20 protein-coding genes and 1 pseudogene are annotated in these 17389 nt (G+C 74.0%); 10 read left to right on the forward strand and 11 right to left on the reverse strand.

The window, feature by feature from the left end; genetic code table 11:
* Positions 1–377 (reverse strand): annotated as a pseudogene (locus tag AB0F10_RS36225) (hypothetical protein); the annotation flags it as partial.
* A 132-nt stretch (positions 378–509) separates the two neighbouring features.
* On the opposite strand from AB0F10_RS36225, the gene AB0F10_RS36230 reads away from it, so the two are divergent.
* The 3 genes from AB0F10_RS36230 to AB0F10_RS36240 are packed head-to-tail and all read left to right on the forward strand — an operon-like array spanning position 510 to position 2777.
* Complete coding sequence (locus AB0F10_RS36230) at positions 510–1694, forward strand: histidine kinase (protein WP_360635893.1); 1185 nt, start codon at positions 510–512, stop codon at positions 1692–1694.
* Positions 1682–2353, forward strand: coding sequence for a response regulator transcription factor (locus AB0F10_RS36235; protein ID WP_360635896.1), 672 nt, complete (start codon positions 1682–1684; stop codon positions 2351–2353). Before AB0F10_RS36230 ends, AB0F10_RS36235 begins: the two co-directional genes overlap by 13 nt.
* 1 nt (position 2354) lies before the next feature.
* Positions 2355–2777 carry a DUF6193 family natural product biosynthesis protein gene (locus AB0F10_RS36240; RefSeq protein WP_360635899.1) on the forward strand — a complete coding sequence of 141 codons (423 nt, stop codon included), beginning with the start codon at positions 2355–2357 and terminating at the stop codon, positions 2775–2777.
* A gap of 13 nt (positions 2778–2790) precedes the next feature.
* Here the strand turns inward: AB0F10_RS36240 and AB0F10_RS36245 are convergent, their stop codons facing one another.
* Both AB0F10_RS36245 and AB0F10_RS36250 read right to left on the reverse strand, forming a co-directional pair.
* The gene (locus tag AB0F10_RS36245) at positions 2791–2940 is read right to left on the reverse strand and encodes a hypothetical protein (protein ID WP_360635902.1); all 150 of its coding nucleotides are present in this window, start codon (positions 2938–2940) and stop codon (positions 2791–2793) included.
* 100 nt (positions 2941–3040) lie between these two features.
* A complete protein-coding gene (locus AB0F10_RS36250) occupies positions 3041–4630 on the reverse strand; it encodes a DUF6194 family protein (RefSeq protein ID WP_360635905.1) in 1590 nt (529 codons plus the stop codon).
* 54 nt (positions 4631–4684) lie between these two features.
* Between AB0F10_RS36250 and AB0F10_RS36255 the strand changes: the two genes are divergently transcribed.
* Positions 4685–5422 carry a TioE family transcriptional regulator gene (locus AB0F10_RS36255; protein WP_360635908.1) on the forward strand — a complete coding sequence of 246 codons (738 nt, stop codon included), beginning with the start codon at positions 4685–4687 and terminating at the stop codon, positions 5420–5422.
* On the opposite strand, the gene AB0F10_RS36260 is transcribed toward AB0F10_RS36255, so the two are convergent.
* Both AB0F10_RS36260 and AB0F10_RS36265 read right to left on the reverse strand, forming a co-directional pair.
* Positions 5404–6108 carry a DNA alkylation repair protein gene (locus AB0F10_RS36260; RefSeq protein WP_360635911.1) on the reverse strand — a complete coding sequence of 235 codons (705 nt, stop codon included), beginning with the start codon at positions 6106–6108 and terminating at the stop codon, positions 5404–5406. The genes AB0F10_RS36255 and AB0F10_RS36260 overlap by 19 nt on opposite strands.
* A 66-nt stretch (positions 6109–6174) precedes the next feature.
* Positions 6175–6711, reverse strand: coding sequence for a helix-turn-helix domain-containing protein (locus AB0F10_RS36265; RefSeq protein ID WP_360635914.1), 537 nt, complete (start codon positions 6709–6711; stop codon positions 6175–6177).
* An 80-nt stretch (positions 6712–6791) separates the two neighbouring features.
* On the opposite strand from AB0F10_RS36265, the gene AB0F10_RS36270 reads away from it, so the two are divergent.
* Positions 6792–7436, forward strand: coding sequence for a class I SAM-dependent methyltransferase (locus tag AB0F10_RS36270; protein WP_360635917.1), 645 nt, complete (start codon positions 6792–6794; stop codon positions 7434–7436).
* An 18-nt stretch (positions 7437–7454) separates the two neighbouring features.
* Here the strand turns inward: AB0F10_RS36270 and AB0F10_RS36275 are convergent, their stop codons facing one another.
* On the reverse strand, positions 7455–8540 hold the full coding sequence (locus AB0F10_RS36275) for an LCP family protein (RefSeq protein WP_360635920.1): 1086 nt from the start codon (positions 8538–8540) through the stop codon (positions 7455–7457).
* 220 nt (positions 8541–8760) lie between these two features.
* On the opposite strand from AB0F10_RS36275, the gene trpB reads away from it, so the two are divergent.
* From trpB to AB0F10_RS36295, 4 genes are all read left to right on the forward strand, one after another.
* Entirely contained in the window at positions 8761–9915 is a 1155-nt protein-coding gene (gene trpB / locus AB0F10_RS36280) for a tryptophan synthase subunit beta (RefSeq protein WP_360635923.1), read from the forward strand.
* Positions 9912–10727 carry a tryptophan synthase subunit alpha gene (gene trpA / locus AB0F10_RS36285; RefSeq protein ID WP_360635927.1) on the forward strand — a complete coding sequence of 272 codons (816 nt, stop codon included), beginning with the start codon at positions 9912–9914 and terminating at the stop codon, positions 10725–10727. Before trpB ends, trpA begins: the two co-directional genes overlap by 4 nt.
* A 28-nt stretch (positions 10728–10755) precedes the next feature.
* Entirely contained in the window at positions 10756–11424 is a 669-nt protein-coding gene (locus AB0F10_RS36290) for a GntR family transcriptional regulator (RefSeq protein WP_360635951.1), read from the forward strand.
* 79 nt (positions 11425–11503) lie between these two features.
* Entirely contained in the window at positions 11504–12403 is a 900-nt protein-coding gene (locus tag AB0F10_RS36295) for a hypothetical protein (RefSeq protein WP_360635930.1), read from the forward strand.
* On the opposite strand, the gene AB0F10_RS36300 is transcribed toward AB0F10_RS36295, so the two are convergent.
* Positions 12396–13022 (reverse strand): tyrosine-protein phosphatase, encoded by a 627-nt coding sequence (locus tag AB0F10_RS36300; protein ID WP_360635933.1) that lies wholly within the window; start codon positions 13020–13022, stop codon positions 12396–12398. The genes AB0F10_RS36295 and AB0F10_RS36300 overlap by 8 nt on opposite strands.
* A 146-nt stretch (positions 13023–13168) precedes the next feature.
* On the opposite strand from AB0F10_RS36300, the gene AB0F10_RS36305 reads away from it, so the two are divergent.
* Entirely contained in the window at positions 13169–13558 is a 390-nt protein-coding gene (locus tag AB0F10_RS36305) for an SCO5389 family protein (protein ID WP_360635936.1), read from the forward strand.
* A 36-nt stretch (positions 13559–13594) separates the two neighbouring features.
* Here the strand turns inward: AB0F10_RS36305 and AB0F10_RS36310 are convergent, their stop codons facing one another.
* The 4 genes from AB0F10_RS36310 to AB0F10_RS36325 all read right to left on the reverse strand — a co-directional run.
* On the reverse strand, positions 13595–13858 hold the full coding sequence (locus AB0F10_RS36310) for a hypothetical protein (RefSeq protein ID WP_360635939.1): 264 nt from the start codon (positions 13856–13858) through the stop codon (positions 13595–13597).
* Positions 13843–15099, reverse strand: coding sequence for a 3-phosphoshikimate 1-carboxyvinyltransferase (aroA, locus tag AB0F10_RS36315; protein ID WP_360635942.1), 1257 nt, complete (start codon positions 15097–15099; stop codon positions 13843–13845). Before aroA ends, AB0F10_RS36310 begins: the two co-directional genes overlap by 16 nt.
* A 122-nt stretch (positions 15100–15221) precedes the next feature.
* Complete coding sequence (locus AB0F10_RS36320) at positions 15222–16412, reverse strand: tetratricopeptide repeat protein (RefSeq protein ID WP_360635945.1); 1191 nt, start codon at positions 16410–16412, stop codon at positions 15222–15224.
* A partial coding sequence (locus tag AB0F10_RS36325; protein ID WP_360635948.1) for an ATP-binding protein occupies positions 16409–17389 on the reverse strand: 981 nt, incomplete at its 5' end. The genes AB0F10_RS36325 and AB0F10_RS36320, both read right to left, overlap by 4 nt.

Here is a 17389-nt window from a genome sequence, read left to right on the forward strand (position 1 = left end):
AGTGGAGCGGTCAGCACCCCGCCGCCCGCGACGCCGGTGCGGTCCGCCGGGGCCAGCCGCAACCGCAGCACCGTCAGCAGGGCCTGCACGCCCCGCCCGGCGACCAGCACGAGGATGCCGAAGGTGCTCGCGTGCGGGGCGTCGACCGACGGCCCGGCCAGGCGCAGCCGCAGGAGTTCGAGGGTGAGCACGAACACCGACGGCGCGACCAGCATCGACCAGCGCGACCTGCTCGCCCAGCCCGCCAGGCCGCCCACCGCCAGGCTCAGCCCGATCGAACACAGCGCCTCGGCGCCCGTCAGCGGGCCGCGCGGCGTCCACCACCCCGCGACGATGCCCCAGAGCGCCGCCGGCACCCACCACAATCTGATCAGCATCGGCCGAGCATGGCCGCCGCCGGCGCCCGCACACATCGGCCCGCGGATCCGGTACGGGCACCTACTTCGGTAGGGGGCTCCGGGCGACCTACGGCGGTGCCCGCCCCCGGCACCGGCCCGTAGGCTCGGCGCATGTCCGCGTTGCTGTTCGCGCTGCTCGTACCCGGTCCCGCCGGCGACCCCCGCGCGGCGGCGCGGAACCGGCTGGCCGACGGCATCGCCATCACCGTCGCCCTCGGGTACGGCGCCCTGATGCTGCGGCTCGGCGACGCCACCCGCGCGGGCGCGCCGCTGCCCTGGTTCGCCGACGCCGCGCTCGGCGCGCTCGGCTGCCTCGCGCTGCTGCGGCGCCGGCAGCGGCCGATCGCGGTCGCCGCGGCGCTGCTCCCGCTGACGGCGGTCTCCGTGATGGCGACCGGCGCCGCCCTCGTCGCGCTGTTCACCGTCGCGGTGCGCCGCCGGGGCACGGTCGCGCTGCTGCTCGGCGGGGTCTACGTGGCGCTCGTGCCGGTGTATTACCTGCTGCACGACAACCCGGAGTTCCCGCTCTGGGTCGACCTGGTGGTGCGGACCTGCACCGCGGCGGGCGCGCTCGGCTGGGGCATGTTCGTCGGCGCGTACCGGGGGCTGACGGAGTCGCTGCGCGAGCACGCCGCCCGGCTGGAGGCGGAGCAGCAGCTGCGCGTCGACCAGGCGAGGCTGACCGAGCGGGCCCGGATCGCGCGCGAGATGCACGACGTGCTCGCGCACCGGATGTCGATGGTCAGCCTGCACGCCGGCGCGCTCGAGGTCCGCACCGACGCCGGGCCGGACGAGATCGCGATCGCGGCGGGCGCCATCCGGACCAGCGCGCACGAGGCGCTGCAGGAGCTGCGCGGGGTGATCGGGGTGCTGCGCGAGGGCGCCGCGGGCCGGCCCGAGCCGCCGCAGCCCGGCCTGGTCGACGTGCCGGACCTGGTGGCGGGCGCCCGCGCGATGGGCATGACGATCGGCTACCGGTGCGAGCCGGCGGCGGCCGGGCCGCCGGTCCTGCTGGGGCGCACGGCGTACCGGATCGTGCAGGAGGGGCTGACCAACGCGCGCAAGCACTCCCCCGGCGAGCGGGTCGAGGTGCTGCTCAGCGGCGCGGCCGGCGCCGGGCTGCGGATCCGGATCACCAACCCGTGTACGCCGGCGGCGCGGTCGTCCGAGGTGCCGGGCGCGGGTGCGGGCCTGATCGGCGTGGGCGAGCGGGCGAGGCTGGCCGGCGGCCGGGTCGAGTACGGCCGCAGCGGCGACGCGTTCCGCCTCGAGGCGTGGCTGCCATGGCCGAGCTGACCGACCGGCCGATCCGGCTGGCCATCGTGGACGACGATCCGCTGGTCCGGGCCGGGCTGCGGATCCTGCTCGGCGGCTCGCCCGACATCGAGGTGGTCGCCGAGGCGGGCGACGGCGCGGACGCCGCGGCCCTCGCCGACGCGCACTGGCCCGACGTGGTGCTGATGGACATCCGGATGCCGAAGATCGACGGGCTGATCGCCACCCGGCGGCTCCGGTCGCGCCCCTCGCCGCCCCAGGTCATCGTGCTGACCACGTTCAACGCCGACGAGCACGTGCTGGACGCGCTGCGCGCCGGGGCCAGCGGCTTCCTGCTCAAGGACACCCCGCCCCGCGACATCATCGAGGCGGTGCGCACGGTGGCCGGCGGCGCCGCGACGCTGTCCCCGGCCGTCATCCGGCAGCTCATCGACCACGTCGCGGACCCCGCCGCCGGGCCGCGCCGCGACCGCGCCCGCAGCGCCCTGGCCGTGCTCACCTCCCGGGAGCGGGAGGTCGCGGTCGCGCTGGGCCGGGGCTGGTCGAACGCGGAGATCGCCGCCGGGCTCACCATGAGCGTGCCGACCGTGAAGGGGCACGTCTCGCGGCTGCTCGCCAAGCTCGGCCTGAACAACCGGGTCCAGGTCGCACTGCTCGTCCACGACGCCGAGCTGATCTGAGATGGCCGCCCTCGATCCCGGGCTCGGCCGGGACCGCACCCCCGCCGAGGCTGACGAGCTGAGCATCGCGGTCGAGACCAGGTGGACGATCTACCGCCAGAGCGCGCCGCCCTACGTCGACCACGCCCTCATCGAGGCGGCTTACGCCGAGCCGCGACTGCGGGCCCTGTTCCCCTTTCACAGCCACCGCTCGCTGAACTTCAGCCGCTGCACCGGCTTCCCCTACACCCACGACGTTCCAGTGATCACTCCCGTGGCCGGGAGATACCGCGTCACCGGGTGGGAGACCCGCTCGCCCCGGGGACCGGCGGACATCGGAGAGACCGGCGACCCGCGCGACGCTGTCGCCCTGGTCGTCGCCAATCTTCCCCCCGGGTGCGGACCGGCCGTCGCCGGCACCGCCGACGACCTCGCGGACCGGTGACGGTGGCCGGTGGTCAGAGGCGCGATATGAGCGAGAGCACGACGCCCGGGCCGTCCTCGGCGCGGATCCGGCGGGCGAGTCCGGCGGCGCGGTCGCGGTAGGTCTCCCGGTCGAGGCAGGACCGCAGCGCGCCGGTCACCAGGCCGGCGGTCAGCTCGTGCATCGGCAACGGGGCGACGCCGAGACCATCCCGCGGTCACGATCAGAATCCCCGGCCGTTGCGACAGTATTCCGCACGGCGCCCGCCGGTGCGGCCGGCCGCGTCAGCCTTCGTGGCCGGGTGACCGGCGGGTGGCGCGCTCGTGGCGGTCGACCGCTCGGGCGTGTGCGATCGCCAGCAGCCGGTCGACCTCGGGCAGCAGGTGCGGGCCGGGCATGACGATGCTGCCGAAGCCGTACAGGGCGTAGCCCGGGTGCGGCACGACGGTGTCGAGCCGGGCGAAGTCGAACTCGTCGCGGTGCTTCTCGAAGTCCTTGGGCGCGAAGCCGAAGAGCCGCTCGAATTCGGCTCGGCCGAGGTCGAGGTTGAGCCGGAAGACGCCGGGGCGGTCGAGCTGGGAGGCCTCGTCGAAGCCGGGCACGTCGTGTTCGACGATGGTGGCGAACGGCTGCCGGCGGTCGGGGCCGACGTAGAAGAACCGGTCGCCCCAGGCGCCCTCGGGTGAGTCGTTCTCCTTGCTCGCGACGAGCTGGTCGACGCCGGGCAGGGCGAGGATCCGGTCGGCGAGCACGGCCGGGTCGACGCCGGTCGGGATGTGCAGCACCGCGTCGGCCTGGTCGATGGTGGCCCGGTCCAGCGGGAAGTAGCGGTAGTCGTGGGTGCGCTGCCCGGCCGGTTCGACCTCGGCCGCGGCGAGGTAGCGGGGAAGGTCGGTCAGCTGCTGCAGCCGGCCCTCGTAGGTCGAGGGTTCGGGCGCCTCGATGCCGAGCGCGGGGCTGGCGCCGAGGCTGCCGGCGATCATCGCGTACCGGTCGCCGAGCAGTGTTGCGACGATCGCGCCGGCGCTGAACCAGGTCAGGTCCATGCCGGACATCGTCATCGTGCTGGGGTGGCGCTGCAGGTGCCGGTTGTGCGCGAAGACCAGTGTCGGCCCGCGATGCGTCTCGGCGCAGCGGATGGCGAGCAGGTTCTCGGCCATCAGCGCGTCGCGGACGCCGACCAGGCGGGCGACGCGTTCCTCCTGCGGCAGCGGCGCGGCGGCCTCGGCGTGATAGCGCAGCAGGCCGATCGCGGTCGTCGCCCGTACGAGCGCCGCCCGCCAGCCCTCGGGGCGCCGGGGCGCCTGCAGATAGAGCTCGCCGATCAGGTCGTCGGCGATCACCCGCAGGCGCTGGGCGTCGGCGGAGCGCCCGATCGACCTGCCCGGCTCCCAGATCGCGGCGGTGTCGCTCCACCGGGCGTCGTCGCCGATCAGGGCGTCGATCTCCGCCGTCCGGTCGACGCCGAGGAAGCGGCAGACCTCGGCGAGGTAGCCGCCCGGGCTGGGCGCGCCGCCGATCTCCAGCGGGGCGTCGAAGCCGTGGAACGTCAGGCGTTCGGCGGCGGGCCGGCCGGCGTTCCAGGCGCGCATCCAGACCAGCAGGTCGCGGTTGGCCGGGGCGTCGCCGAACCCGTGGGTGAATCCCTCGGCGAGCGCGCGGTCGATCGTCACGGCGGCGGAGCCCTGGACGAATTCGTCGGCGACCAGCGCCGCGGCCCGGTCGCTCTCCAGCGCGATCGACCGGTAGCCGTGCCCGGCCAGCGACGCGAAGGCCTCGTTGCGAAGCTGGAGGAAGGCGGACTCGCCATGCGTCGGCTCGCCGAAGGCGAGCAGCGTCGGCGGCACGGCGAACAGGTCGAGAAGGGAAGTCATTCCATCAACGGTATCGTTGAACCGCCCGTTGAGACTTTCCCACGACTGAACGCGGTGACGACGACGAAACCCTCAAACAGCGGGACACGCCGCCCGGCGGACCTCGCGCGCGTGCACGGCCTCTCGGCGCAGGCCGTGCGCAACTACGAGCGTGACGGCGTCCTGCCGATCGCGGGGCGCAGCGCGAGCGGCTACCGCCAGTTCACCGAGGTGCACGCCAAGGCGCTGAGCGCCTATCTCGCGCTGACAGCGGGCCACGGTTACGCCACCGGCGGCGAGATCATGCGCGCGGTCAACCGGGGCGAGCTTCCCGCGGCGCTGCGCGCGATCGACCGCAGCCATGCCCTGCTGCAGCGCGACCGGGAGACCCTGGACGCGGTCGAGGAGGCGGTCACGGTGCTCACCGCTGCGGAGCGTGAACCGACGGGCCGCGGGGCGGTGCCGATCAGCGCGGTGGCGCACCGGCTCGGCGTACGGCCGGCGACGCTGCGCAAGTGGGAGCGGGCCGGCATCCTGCGGCCGGTGCGCGACCCGGCGACCCGCTACCGCGTCTACTCGCCGGACGATGTCCGCGACGCCGAACTCGCTCACCTGTTGCGCCGCGGCGGTTACCGGCTCGACCACATCGCCGCCGTGCTGGGTCAGGTGCGCGCGGCCGGCGGCGCGGAGCCGCTCGCCGCGTCGCTGCGGCAGTGGCGGGAACGGCTCACCGAGCGCGGCACGGCCCTGCTCACCGGGGCCGCCCGGCTCGCCGAATACCTCGCCGCCGAGGGTCAGGAGCGCCGGGCCTGAGCCAGCGACAGGTAGTGGGCGCGCTCCGGCCGGTCCAGATGCTCGATGGAGTAGCGCAGCGCCGTGCGCGGCATGGTCGCCGCGTGGTTGTCGAGGAAGGCGCGCAGCCGGTCGGCGTCGTGGTCCCCCGCGGTGCGCAGCATCCCGCCGACGACCGTCTGCACGAAGTGCTCCGGATCGTCGACCAGCAACTCGGCGATGGCGTACATGTCGTTGGTGTCGCCCTGGCGCACGAAGAACATGGTCGCCCAGATGGCGGTGCGCCGCTCCCACACGTTCGGCGACCGGGCCAGCCGGTACAGCACGTCGCGCGGCTTGTCGAACAGGTAGCCGCCGATGACGTACTGCGCGCCGAGGTCGACGAGCCCCCAGTCGTCGATGCGGTCCATCCGGCGCAGGTACAGCTCGTAGAGCCCGCGGCGCTCGTCCGGGCCGGTCCTCTTCCGGCGCGCCTTCTTGTCCATGATCGACAGTGCGCCGACGCGGGCCTCGTAGAGGGGGGTGTCCAGCAGCACCTCGATCTCGCCGAGGGGCAGGTCGAGGTACTCCTTGGCCAGGTTGAAGATCGTTCCCATCGCCAGGCCGAGGCGCGGCTCCGCGTCGTCCGTGCCCGGCACCGGCCCGCCGGGCCCGAGGGGCGCCGCGCGCAGGCTGTCGACGAAGGTGGCAGCGCTGACGTCGGTCACGGCTGCCGATCCTCGTCGATCGACGGCCCGAACTCCAGGCGCCGCACCGGCGATCGCATGCTCCCGCTACTGCGACGGGTCGTCGGGCAGGGCGGGAATGTCGGCGCGGTACAGGCTGAGCAGGAGGCCGTGGTGCCGGCCGGCGTCCTGCCCGGCCGGGACGTGCTCGCCCTCGGCGAACCGCTCGAGGCCGGCCGCGAGGTTCCGGGCCTGCGCGACGGTCAGGCGAAGGTGGCGCAGGATGGTGACGTCCGGGGCCGCCTCGTCGGCCGGCAGCATCTCGGCCAGCGCGGCCCTGACGAGGAAGTCGCCGCCGACCGGCGCGTCGGGCGCGATGCGCAGCCGTTTGCTGGTGGGTTCGTAGTACTGCTCGACGCCGCCTCGCACCCGCCGGGTGGAGGCCACCCGCAGGAGCCCGGCCCGTTCGAGAATCTTGACGTGGTAGCCGACGGTGCCCTTCGTCGCGCCGAGCGCCGCCGCGAGCTGGGCGAGGGTCGCCGGGCGCTGCCGGAGCGCGAGCAGCAGCCGGTGCCGCAGTGGGTGGCCGAGCGCCCTGAACTGGTCGGGTTCGCTCAGCACCAGGTCGTTGTGGCCCTCTCGCACGCGGCTAACTGTCTAGTATCGTCGCCACTTTTTCAAGGACAGGGGTTGCTTAAGCATCGAAAATATTCGACGCTTTAGCCATGACGGACATCATCACTCCGGCCATCGCGGCCTACGTTCACGCCAACAGCACGCCCGCCGACGACGTCCTGCGCGACCTCGCCGCCGAGACGTCCGCCATGTTCCCGGACGCCGCCGAGATGCAGGTGTCCGACGACGAGGGCCGGCTGCTGACGATGCTGGTCCAGCTCACCGGCGCCTCCTACGCCGTCGAGGTGGGCGTCTTCACCGGCTACTCGGCCCTCTGCATCGCCCGCGGGCTGCCGCCGACCGGCCGGCTGCTCGCCTGTGACGTCTCCGAGGAATGGACCGCGCTCGCCCGCAAGTACTGGCAGCGGGCCGGCGTCGAGCAGCGCATCGACCTGCGCATCGCACCGGCGATCCAGACCCTGCGGGCGCTGCCCGCCGACCCCGTCATCGACTTCGCGTTCGTCGACGCGGACAAGGTCGGCTACCCGGACTACTACGAGGCGCTCCTCCCCCGCCTGCGCCCCGGCGGCCTCCTGGTCCTCGACAACGTCCTGCAGGCCGGCCAGGTCCTCGACCCCACCCGGCCGGCACACCACACGATGCGCAAGCTCAACGAGAGCGTGCTGGCCGACGACCGCGTCGACTCCGTGATGCTCGCCGTCCGCGACGGGGTCACGCTGATCCGCAAGCGGTGATCCCGTCTGACGGCGCGGTCAGCCGGACGACGCCGCCGCGGCGATCTTCGCCACGTCGTCCTGGCGCACCGCGGTGAACAGGGCCTTCGCCCGCGCCCGGTCCGGGAACACCACGCTCTGTCCGGACCGGGTGCCCGTACCGGCGCTCGGGCTGGTGTAGAAGACCAGGTTCTCGCCGCGCAGGTGCCGCAGGTCGCCCGCCATGCCGAGCATGTTGAGGGTGTCGTCGACGGCGACCGAGCTTGCGGTGGCGCGCAGGAACGAGTTGAGCCGGGCCGGGTTGGTCAGGATCCCGCCGGACGACGCCTTGTTCAGGATGGCCTTGATCACCTGCTGCTGGTGCCGGATCCGGGCGAAGTCGCCGTCGGCGAACGAGTAGCGCTCGCGGGCGTAGTCGAGCGCCGCGGAGCCGTCCATCTGCTGCGGGCCCTTGTCGAAGTGCCGGACCCGGTCCGCGCCCAGCGAGTGGGTGGAGGTGAACGACTTCTCGACGTCGATGGTCACCCCGCCGAGCGCGTCCACGATCTCCTTGAAGCCGGCGAAGTCCACCATGACCACGTGGTCGATCCGGACGCCGGTGTAGGCCTCGACCGTCTGCACGGTCAGCGCCGGACCGCCCCAGGCGAACGCCGCGTTGATCTTCGCGTCCACGTCGCCGTGCCGGCCGTCCGCGCTCTTCGGCACGTGCACCCAGGTGTCGCGCGGTATCGAGATGAGCTGCGCCCCGGACCGGTCCTTCGGCAGGTGCAGCACGATGATGGTGTCGCTGCGCGAGCCGCCCGTGGCGTTCGGATCGCGGGTGTCGCTGCCCAGCATGAGGAAGTTCATCGCGTCGCCGGCGACCGGCGCCTTCTGCGGGCGCTGCTGCTCCGGCACCTTGTCGAACGCCTCGATGCGGGCGACGCTCTTGTCGATCGAGCGCGCGTAGAGCGAGGCGCCCGCCGCGCCGCCGCCGGCGAGCACCAGCAGCACGACCGACGTGATGATCAGAATCCGCCGCCGGCGTCGGCGCCGGATCGGCTTCCGGTCGTCGGTGCCCGGCGAGATCTCGGGATCCTGCGGGGTCTCCGGAACATCGAGACCGGTCAGCTGTGAACCAGGCATGGCGGGGATCGTACCGTCCGGCGCACGGCAGGCAAACGTCCCGCCGCTCCACCGTGGACACCGCCGGAGGTTGCCCGGCGGTCCGGCACGACGGCACCCGCCGCCGACAATCACCATCTTCACTGGATGGCAGGTGATTCCCTGGCGACCGAAAGTTCTAGAACTCTTGGCCGCGTTATGGCAGACTCCGACGAGAGTTCTAGAACTTTGGAGGTTGGCGATGACCGTTGTCATGCAGGAGCCCGCGGCCGGCGGGCGCTTCGGGGAGTTCGGCGGCAGATACGTGCCGGAGTCACTGATCCCGGCCTGCACCGCCGTCGACGAGGCGTTCCGGGCGGCCTGGGCCGACCCGGAGTTCCACCGCGAGCTGGACGACTACCGGACCACCTATGCCGGGCGGCCCACCCCGCTGACCGCGGCCCGCAACCTCTCCGCGGAGCTCGGCATCACCCTGCTGCTCAAGCGCGAGGACCTCGCACACACCGGCTCCCACAAGATCAATAACGTGCTGGGGCAAGCGCTGCTCGCCCGCCGGATGGGCCGCGGCCGGCTGATCGCCGAGACCGGGGCCGGCCAGCACGGGGTTGCCACCGCAACGGCCGCGGCGCTCTTCGGCCTGCGGGCCACCATCTTCATGGGCGAGCGCGACATCGAGCGCCAGCAGCTCAACGTCTTCCGGATGCGCATGCTCGGCGCCGAGGTGGTGCCGGTGACCGGCGGCAGCCGCACCCTCAAGGACGCCACCAACGAGGCGATGCGGCACTGGGTCACGGCCGTCGACGACGCGCACTTCTGCCTGGGGTCGGTCGCCGGGCCACACCCGTACCCGTGGATGGTCCGGGAGTTTCAGCGGGTGATCGGGGACGAGGCGCGCGGGCAGTGCCCGGACCCCGACGTGGTGGTCGCCTGCGTGGGCGGCGGCTCCAACGCGGCGGGCACGTTCGCGGGTTTCGTGGACACCGCGGCCCGGCTGATCGGCGTGGAGGCGGCCGGCGGCGCGGCGATGTCGTCGGGCGAGCCGGGCGTGCTGCACGGCTCCCGGTCGCGGCTGCTGCAGGACGAGCACGGGCAGATAGCGGAGGCGCACTCGATCGCGGCGGGCCTCGACTACCCGGGCGTCGGTCCGGAGCACGCGCACCTCGGCGCGTCGGGCCGCGCGCAGTACGTGACCGTCACCGACGACGAGGTGGTCCGCGCCGTGCGCCGGCTCGCCGAGCGGGAGGGCATCATCTGCGCGCTCGAATCCGCGCACGCGGTGGCGTGGGTGCTGCGCGCCGCCGGCACCCCGGCGCTGCCGGCCGGCTCCACCGTGCTGCTGACCCTGTCGGGCCGCGGCGACAAGGACGTCTCACAGCTGATGGAGGGCCTGCGATGAACCACGACGAACGCCCGGGACTCGAGGCGCGGCTGCGGGCCGCCGGACGGCCGCTGCTCGTGCCGTACGTGACCGGCGGCATCACGGCGGACTGGACCGGCTATCTGCTCGCCTACCAGGAGGCCGGCGCCGACGCGATCGAGGTCGGGCTGCCGTTCTCCGACCCGATGCTCGACGGCGCGACCATCCAGCAGGCCTCCGACGCCGCGCTCGCCCGCGGCGCCACCATGGACTCGGTCCTCGCCGACCTGCGGGCCACGCCGCTGCGGGTGCCGGTCGTCGTCATGACGTACACGAACCTGATCCTGCGGGACGGGATCGCCCGGCTCGCCGCGGCCGGGGTCTCCGGCCTGATCGTGACCGACCTGCCGCTCGAGGAGTCCGCCGCGCTCGAGGCCGGCGCCGCCGCGGCCGGCATCGCCCTGGTGCTGCTGGCCGCGCCCTCGACACCCGACGGCCGGCTGCGCGAGATCGGCGCCCGCAGCCGCGGCTTCGTGTACGCGATCAGCGTCATGGACACGACCGGCGAGCGCGACGTGCTGGCCGGCACCGCCACGGCGCTGGCGGCCCGGGTCAAGGCGGTCACCGGCCTGCCGGTGCTGCTCGGCTTCGGTATCTCGACGCCCGAGCAGGCCGCCGCGGCGGGGCGCGCCGGGGACGGCGCCGTCGTGGCTTCGGCGCTCATGCGTAGGGTTCTCGACGGAGCCACGCCCGCCGACCTCGGACGCGCGGTCGCGGCCCTTCGCGCCGCACTCGACCTGGGGGTGTCTCCTGGAACGCCGCACGCCGAAGTATCGGGTCATCGCGGCTGACCTCGCCGCGAAGATCCGCGGCGGGGAGCTGCCGCCGGGTTCCGCGCTGCCGCCGCAGCGGGAGCTCAGCTCCGCGTACGGGGTCACGCTTGTCACGCTGCGCCAGGCCCTGCAGCAGCTGGAGGACGACGGCCTGCTCTCCCAGCAGCCGGGCCGCGGCACGTTCGTGGCCGAGCCGCTGGCGACCTACCGGCTGGACTCGCTGCGGGGCCTGGCCGAGGACCTGCGCGCGCAGGGCCGCACGGTCAGCACCGAGATCCTGGGGCAGACGCTGCGCCGGCCGCCCGCGTGGGTGGCCGCCCAGCTCGGCACCGACCGGGCCCTGCGGCTGGAGCGGCTGCGCCTGCTGGCGGGCCGCCCGGCCGTGCACCAGCTCTCCTGGGTCCGCTCCCCCGCCGGCGCCGCCCTGCGCGACGCGGACCTGAGCGGCACCTCCCTGTACGCGGCGCTCGCCGCCCACGGCGTGGTCGTGCACCGGGCGACGGAGGTGCTGCGCCCGGAACTGCTGGCCGCACCGGTGGCGGACCTGCTGCGGCAGGACGCCGGCACCCCGGTGTTCGTGTCGGACCGGATCACCTACGGCCTGGACGACCAGCCGATCGTCGTCGACCGGGCGACGATCCTCGGCACCGCGATGGAGGTACGCACCGAACGCGCCGCCACCGGGCTGTCGATGAAATGGACGTCATCGGCCTGAACGACCGTCTGGCGCTGCCACCGTACCGGCCGCCGATCGCCGGTTCTCCGGGCGACCCGCGCCGCGCGACAATGCCGGGGTGGAGACCCTCGAGATCGCGTGTGACGAGTCCGGGTACGAGGGCGAGAAACTCATCGACACGACCACCGACGTGTTCGCCCACGCGGGGGTCCGCCTCAGCCCCGACACCGCGCGGGCCTGCCTCGCGGAGCTGCGCGGCCGGATCCGCTCCCCCGCGACCCAGTACAAGGCCAACCACCTGCTGCGGGAGAAGCACCGGTCCGTGCTGGTCTGGCTGCTCGGGCCGTCCAGCCCGCTGTTCCGGCGGGCGCACGTCTTCGTCATCGACAAGGTCTACTTCGTCCTCGGCAAGCTCACCGACCTGCTGCTCGCCGACCCGACCACGGCGGGGCTGTCCCCCGACTGCCCGGCCCGGATCCTGTCCGACCAGCTCTTCGCCGGCCGCCCCGGCCACGACTACCTGGTGGCGGCCAACGACCTCATGCGCGGCCGGGACCGCCAGGACGTCAGCGGCCCGGTCGAGGCCTTCTACCGGCTGGCCGGCCAGCTCGGCGGCCGGGCGCGCGCCGAGGCGTTCCGGGTCCGGCTGCGCGACGACCCCGCGCTGTCCGTGCTCGACCCGCTGATCCCGGCGGTGGTCCGGACCGTCGGCCGCTGGGGTGCCGACGGTACGCCGGTGTCGATCCTGCACGACCGCCAGACGATGCTGCCGGACGAGCGGATCAGCCGGATCCGGCCGCTGATCGCCGCGCCCCTGCGGCTGGAGGGGCTGCGGCTCGCCGCGGCCGAGGCCGAGCCGCGGATCCAGCTCGCCGACATCCTCGCCGGCACCGTCCGCAAGATCGCCCAGGACGAGCTGCGCGGCGTCGGCGACCCGGAGCTGACCACGCTCGTCCGCCCCTACCTCGACCCGTACTCGATCTGGGGCGACCGCCGCAGCTGGGCGCTGCTCACCTGACGGCCGGGCGCGAGCGCAGGCGCGTGCGGACCGCGTCGACCTGCCCCCGGCTCACGCCGATGGAGAGCAGATACGCCTCGACGCCGCCGTACGCCAGGTCGGCGTGCGCGAGGGTGTTGAGCATGGTGTCCGCCGCGCATCCGGCGGTGAGCGCGTAGTCCTCGGCGATCGCTCGTGGCGCGACCCCGGCGACGCCGAGCGCGAGCGCCACCAGGGTGCCCGTCCGGTCCCGGCCGGCGTTACAGTGCACGAGCACCCCGCCCGGCGGCGCCAGCGCCAGGGCACGGAAGCCGGCCGCGACATGCTCCCGGTTGTGGTCGAGCAGCGGCCCGTACGAGTCGTCGGTGAACTCGTAGTCGAGCTCGTCCATGAGCAGCGGCACGTGCGCATAGATCGGATCGCCGGCGAACGGGCTCGGGTCCGCCGCCAGCTCGCGGTGCCAGCGCAGGTCCACCACCCGCGACACGCCCGCCGCGCGGATCGCGCCGAGCGCCGCCGGGGTGAGCCCGCCGAGGTGACCCGCGCGCAGCAGCGCACCCGGCAGGATCCGGGCACCGTCGTGAGTGGGCAGTCCGCCGAGGTCACGGGCGTTGTCGCAGCCGGGCCAGTCGAGGATCACCGGCCTCATCCAACCGGCCCGCCCCGCCATGGTCAACCCCGGCCGGGTGACTTCGGCGCGGTGGACTTTACAATGAAAACCATTACCAACAAGCTGTGTGTGTCGCCGGCGCGCCGCCGGCGGCTTCCCGTACCGGAAGGAATGTCATGTCCCTGAACGTCTCCCCCGGCCTGCTCACCGTCGCCGAGCGCGGCGAGGTCTCCGACGCCGAGTTCGTCGACTGCGTCCGCACCTCCCTCCCGTACGCCTGGGAGGTCGTCGGCAAGGTGATGGCCGACCTGAAGGACGGCAGGGAGTTCGCCGACCACGAGATCCCGCCGCCGTCCGAGGTGGAGCGCGGCCAGTTGCTGCGCGCCCTGGCCAGCGACTCGATCCGGGGCGGGCTCGAGCGGCACTTCGGCGCGAAGCTCGCGTTCCAGAACTGCCACCGGGTCGCGGCCTTCCGCTTCGGCGCGGTCGGCGGCGAGCGATACCAGGCGTTCGTGTCGGCGCGCGGCCAGCTGCTCAACCAGTCTCCCGAGCTGCGCAACTGCTGACGCCCGGGGCGGGCCGGCACCACCGGCCCGCCCACCTCACCGGCCGCTCCGGGCCGGCGTCGGCGAGGTCGCCGTCCCGGTCGGCGACGACTTCACCTGGTGCCGGGGCGGCCGCTGGGCGTGGACCGGCCCGCGGGCCGGCCGCAGGATCAGCGAGCCGTTCGACGACATCGAGTGCCCGGCCGGCGTCACCCTCGACGTGTCGCGGATCCGGACGGTGTGGGTCTTCCTCAACACCGGCGGCGTGGTCCACATCGACCACGTGCGCGCGGAGTGACGCCAGATCAGGGCTGCCGCCACGCCCGCTGCAGGTCGGCGAAGCGGTGGTGGAAGTCCGGGACGGTCTTGCGGACGCAGTCGGGGTCGTCGAACTCCAGGCCCGGGGTGCGGATGCCCAGCACGCTCATGCTCATCGCGATCCGGTGGTCGGCGTGGGTCCGGATCCGGGCCGCGCGCGGGACGCCGGGGACGATCTCGAGCCAGTCCGGTCCGCTGCTGGTGGTGATGCCGCAGGCGCCGAGGGCGGCGGCCATGGCGTCGATCCGGTCGGACTCCTTGAACCGGACGTTGCCCACGTCGGTGATCCGGACCGGTCCGTCGGCGAACGGGGCGATCGCGGCGAGGGTCATCATGGTGTCGCTGATGTCGCGCATGACCACCTCGCCGGGGCTGCGCAGCACGGCGGGACCGGTCACCGTGGTCCGGTCGTCCTCCACCGTGACCCGGCAGCCCATGGCGGCGAGGACCTCGGTGGCGAACCGGAGGTCGCCCTGCAGCGACCGCCGCCCGAGCCCGAGAACGGTCACCGTGTTGCCGGTGACCGCGGCGGCCGCGAAGAAGTAGGACGCGGTCGACGCGTCCGGCTCGATGACGTACTCCCGGGCCTGGTAGGTGCCGGGCTCCACGACGATGCGCGACCCGTCGCGGGCGACGACCGCGCCGAAGTCACGCATCATGGCGAGCGTCATCTCCACGTACGGCACGGAGACCTCGTCGAGGACCGCGATGTCCAGGCCGTTCTTGGTGGCCGGGGCCATCAGGCACAGGGCGCTCAGGTACTGGCTGGAGGTGCCGGCGTCGATCTGCACCGGCCCGCCCGCCACGCCGTCGGCGGAGATCCGCCACGGCAGCCGGTCGCCGTCCTCGGCCCGCACCCGGACGTCGAGGGCGCGCAGCGCCCGCAGCAGCGGCCCCATCGGGCGGGCCCGCATCTGGTCGCTGGCGTCGATGGTGAAGTCGCCGGTGCCGAGCGACACCAGCGCCGGCAGGAACCGCGCCGCCGTGCCGGAGTCATGGCACCATGCGCTCGCCGCCTCCGCCGGCGGCCCGGACGGGTTTCCGGTGATGGTCCAGACGTCCTCGTCGCGCCGGACGGGGAAGCCGAGCGCGGACAGCGCGCCGGCGAACGCGACTGTGTCGGCCGACTCCAGCGGGCTGATCAGCCGGCTGGTGCCGTCGGCCAGGGCGGCCAGGAACAGCGCCCGCGCGGTCACCGATTTGGATCCGGGCAACCTGACCGTCGCCGTGGATGACGTCCCCACCGAGCCTCCCGAACCCCCGAAACCACCCCGATTGCCCGATCGACGCTAGTCGGCCGGCCGGCCCGGCGGCCCGCCGCCTTGCCGCAGTCCCGGTGACCGGGATCCGCCCGCCCGTCCGGGACTCACCTCGGTGCCGGGCCGGATCGCGGCGGCGTCGAGTCCGGGTTGTCGTCGTGCCAGGTCTCGCGGAGTTCGCGCTTGGTGTCGCGCCACCACTGGCGCAGTTCGTCGCCCCAGTCCCGGAAGTCGCGGCCGAGGTCCTTCAGCGCGTGCAGGTATCCGGGGTCGTCCATCCGCGCGCCGAGCAGCTCGGCGAGCCCGAAGCCCCACAGCACCGGCACCGCCGCCAGGGCGAGCACCGGCAGCCACCACAGGCCCGTCACCGCGTACCCGATGAGAAGCGCGACCTGCGCGCCAACGGTGACCATGCCGCCGTGCGCGGCGCGGCGCAGCAGGCCGGGCGACAGGCGCAGGCAGCGCCAGGGCAGTCCGCCCGCCGGAACCAGCACCCGCAGCGCGAAGCCGGCGATCACGGCGGCGAACAGCGCGGCCAGGATCCGGCCGCCGGTCGTCGCCAGGTGCCACCAGACGCCGGCCAGGGTGGCGGTCGCGACCAGCGCGATCGCCACCGCGAACCAGGTGCGCAGCGCGCTGAGCAGGCTCCGGATCGGCCAGGTCATCGAGACGACGTCGGGCCGCGACGGATTCTCGGCCGCGACGTCGCGCAGCGCCCGCATCGACCGGCCGACCCGCAGCCGCTCGGCGTCGATCATGGCGAGCAGCCAGCGGCCGTAGGCGTTCTCGGGGTCGATCGCCAGCGCGTCCTTCGCCGCCTGCTCGGCCGCGTCCCGCCGGCCGGTGACGCGGGCGACGTCGGCGACGGTGAGCAGGCCGTCGACCGATTGCGGGGCCAGCGACCGGCCGCGGTCGGCCGCCGCCCGGGCCTCGGTCAGGCGGCGGTCCGACGCCAGCGCGCGGGCCAGGACCAGATGGCCGGACGGATCCTGCGGGGCGAGCCGGACGACCTCGTTCGCCGCGGCGATCGCGTCGGCGTCGCGGAGCAGGCACAGCAGTGACTCGGCGCGCTCGGCGTGCGCCTCGGCGTGGCCGGGCCGGGCCGCGACCGCCGCGTCGCAGGCCGCCAGCGCGGACACGTAGTCGAACCGGCGGCGCAGCACGTATCCGAGCAGCGTCAGCAGGCGGGCGTCGGCCGGATCGGTGGCCAGGGCCGCGCGCAGCACGGACTCGGCGTCCGCGTGGCGGCCGGCCTCGGCGAGGTGCCAGGCCCTGCGGTACGCGTCGTTCCCGGTCACAGCAGCTTGCGCTTCTTCAGGTACGCGGCCAGGTCGTCGTACTCGCCGCTCTCGTTGCCGAACATGGCGACGTTGCGGGCACTGGCGAACCAGGCGCCGGTGGACGGGCGGACCTCGCGTACCGCGGTGGTCATGTCCCGCTGGGAGATCATCCGGACCTCGCCGGTGGTGATCGCGTCGCGCATGGCGAACTCGGCCGCGGTCTCGCAGACGTGGGCGAGGTCGGCGCCGGAGAAGTGCTCCGTGGCGGCCGCGAGGGCGCGCAGGTCGATGCCGGCGATGGGCCGGTCGCGCAGGTGGTATTCGAGGATCGCGCCGCGGGCGGCCGCGTCGGGCGGCAGGACCAGCACGGTCCGGTCGAGGCGGCCGGGGCGGCGCAGCGCGGCGTCGACGTCCCACGGCGCGTTCGTCGCGGCCAGCACGAACACGCCGTCGTTGTTGCCGTCGACGCCGTCGAGCTCGGTGAGCAGCTGGTTGACCAGGGTGCGCATCGCCGACGAGCTCAGCTGGTGGCGCTTGTGGCCGAGGGCGTCGATCTCGTCGAGCAGCAGCACGCAGGGCGCGTGCGCGCGGGCGGCGGTGAACAGGTCGTGCAGGTTGCGCTCCGAGCTGCCGACCCACATGTTGAGCACGTCGACGATCGAGAGCGAGATGAACCCGGCACCCATCTCGCCGGCGACCGCCCGGGCGAGGAAGGTCTTGCCGCACCCGGGCGGGCCGTAGAGCAGCAGCCCGCCGCGCAGGCTCTTGCCGAACAGGCTGCGCAGCTCCGGGTTGCGCAGCGGCCCGAGGAACGCGAGCTCGAGCCGCTGTTTCACCTCGTCCATCCCGCCGACGTCGGCGAGGGTGATCGTGGCCCGCTCGACGTCGTGCGCCCGGTCGGCGTGGCCGCCGACGGGCTCGGGCTCGTCACCGGCGGCGGCGAACCGCGGCGGCACGACGCCCTGGAACTCGTCCTCCATGGCCGCCCAGTCGAC

This window comes from Actinoplanes sp. NPDC026623 (assembly GCF_040638275.1).
Lineage (GTDB): Bacteria > Actinomycetota > Actinomycetes > Mycobacteriales > Micromonosporaceae > Actinoplanes.

What these genes read in the sequence shown, in the direction of transcription:
- AB0F10_RS36305 (WP_360635936.1), top strand. Translation starts at nt 13,169, where the DNA reads ATGTCCCTGAACGTCTCCCCCGGCCTGCTCACCGTCGCCGAGCGCGGC.
- AB0F10_RS36230 (WP_360635893.1), top strand. Translation starts at nt 510, where the DNA reads ATGTCCGCGTTGCTGTTCGCGCTGCTCGTACCCGGTCCCGCCGGCGAC.
- trpB (WP_360635923.1), top strand. Translation starts at nt 8,761, where the DNA reads ATGACCGTTGTCATGCAGGAGCCCGCGGCCGGCGGGCGCTTCGGGGAG.
- AB0F10_RS36235 (WP_360635896.1), top strand. Translation starts at nt 1,682, where the DNA reads ATGGCCGAGCTGACCGACCGGCCGATCCGGCTGGCCATCGTGGACGAC.
- AB0F10_RS36250 (WP_360635905.1), bottom strand. Translation starts at nt 4,630, where the DNA reads ATGACTTCCCTTCTCGACCTGTTCGCCGTGCCGCCGACGCTGCTCGCC.
- AB0F10_RS36270 (WP_360635917.1), top strand. Translation starts at nt 6,792, where the DNA reads ATGACGGACATCATCACTCCGGCCATCGCGGCCTACGTTCACGCCAAC.
- trpA (WP_360635927.1), top strand. Translation starts at nt 9,912, where the DNA reads ATGAACCACGACGAACGCCCGGGACTCGAGGCGCGGCTGCGGGCCGCC.
- AB0F10_RS36275 (WP_360635920.1), bottom strand. Translation starts at nt 8,540, where the DNA reads ATGCCTGGTTCACAGCTGACCGGTCTCGATGTTCCGGAGACCCCGCAG.
- AB0F10_RS36240 (WP_360635899.1), top strand. Translation starts at nt 2,355, where the DNA reads ATGGCCGCCCTCGATCCCGGGCTCGGCCGGGACCGCACCCCCGCCGAG.
- AB0F10_RS36245 (WP_360635902.1), bottom strand. Translation starts at nt 2,940, where the DNA reads ATGCACGAGCTGACCGCCGGCCTGGTGACCGGCGCGCTGCGGTCCTGC.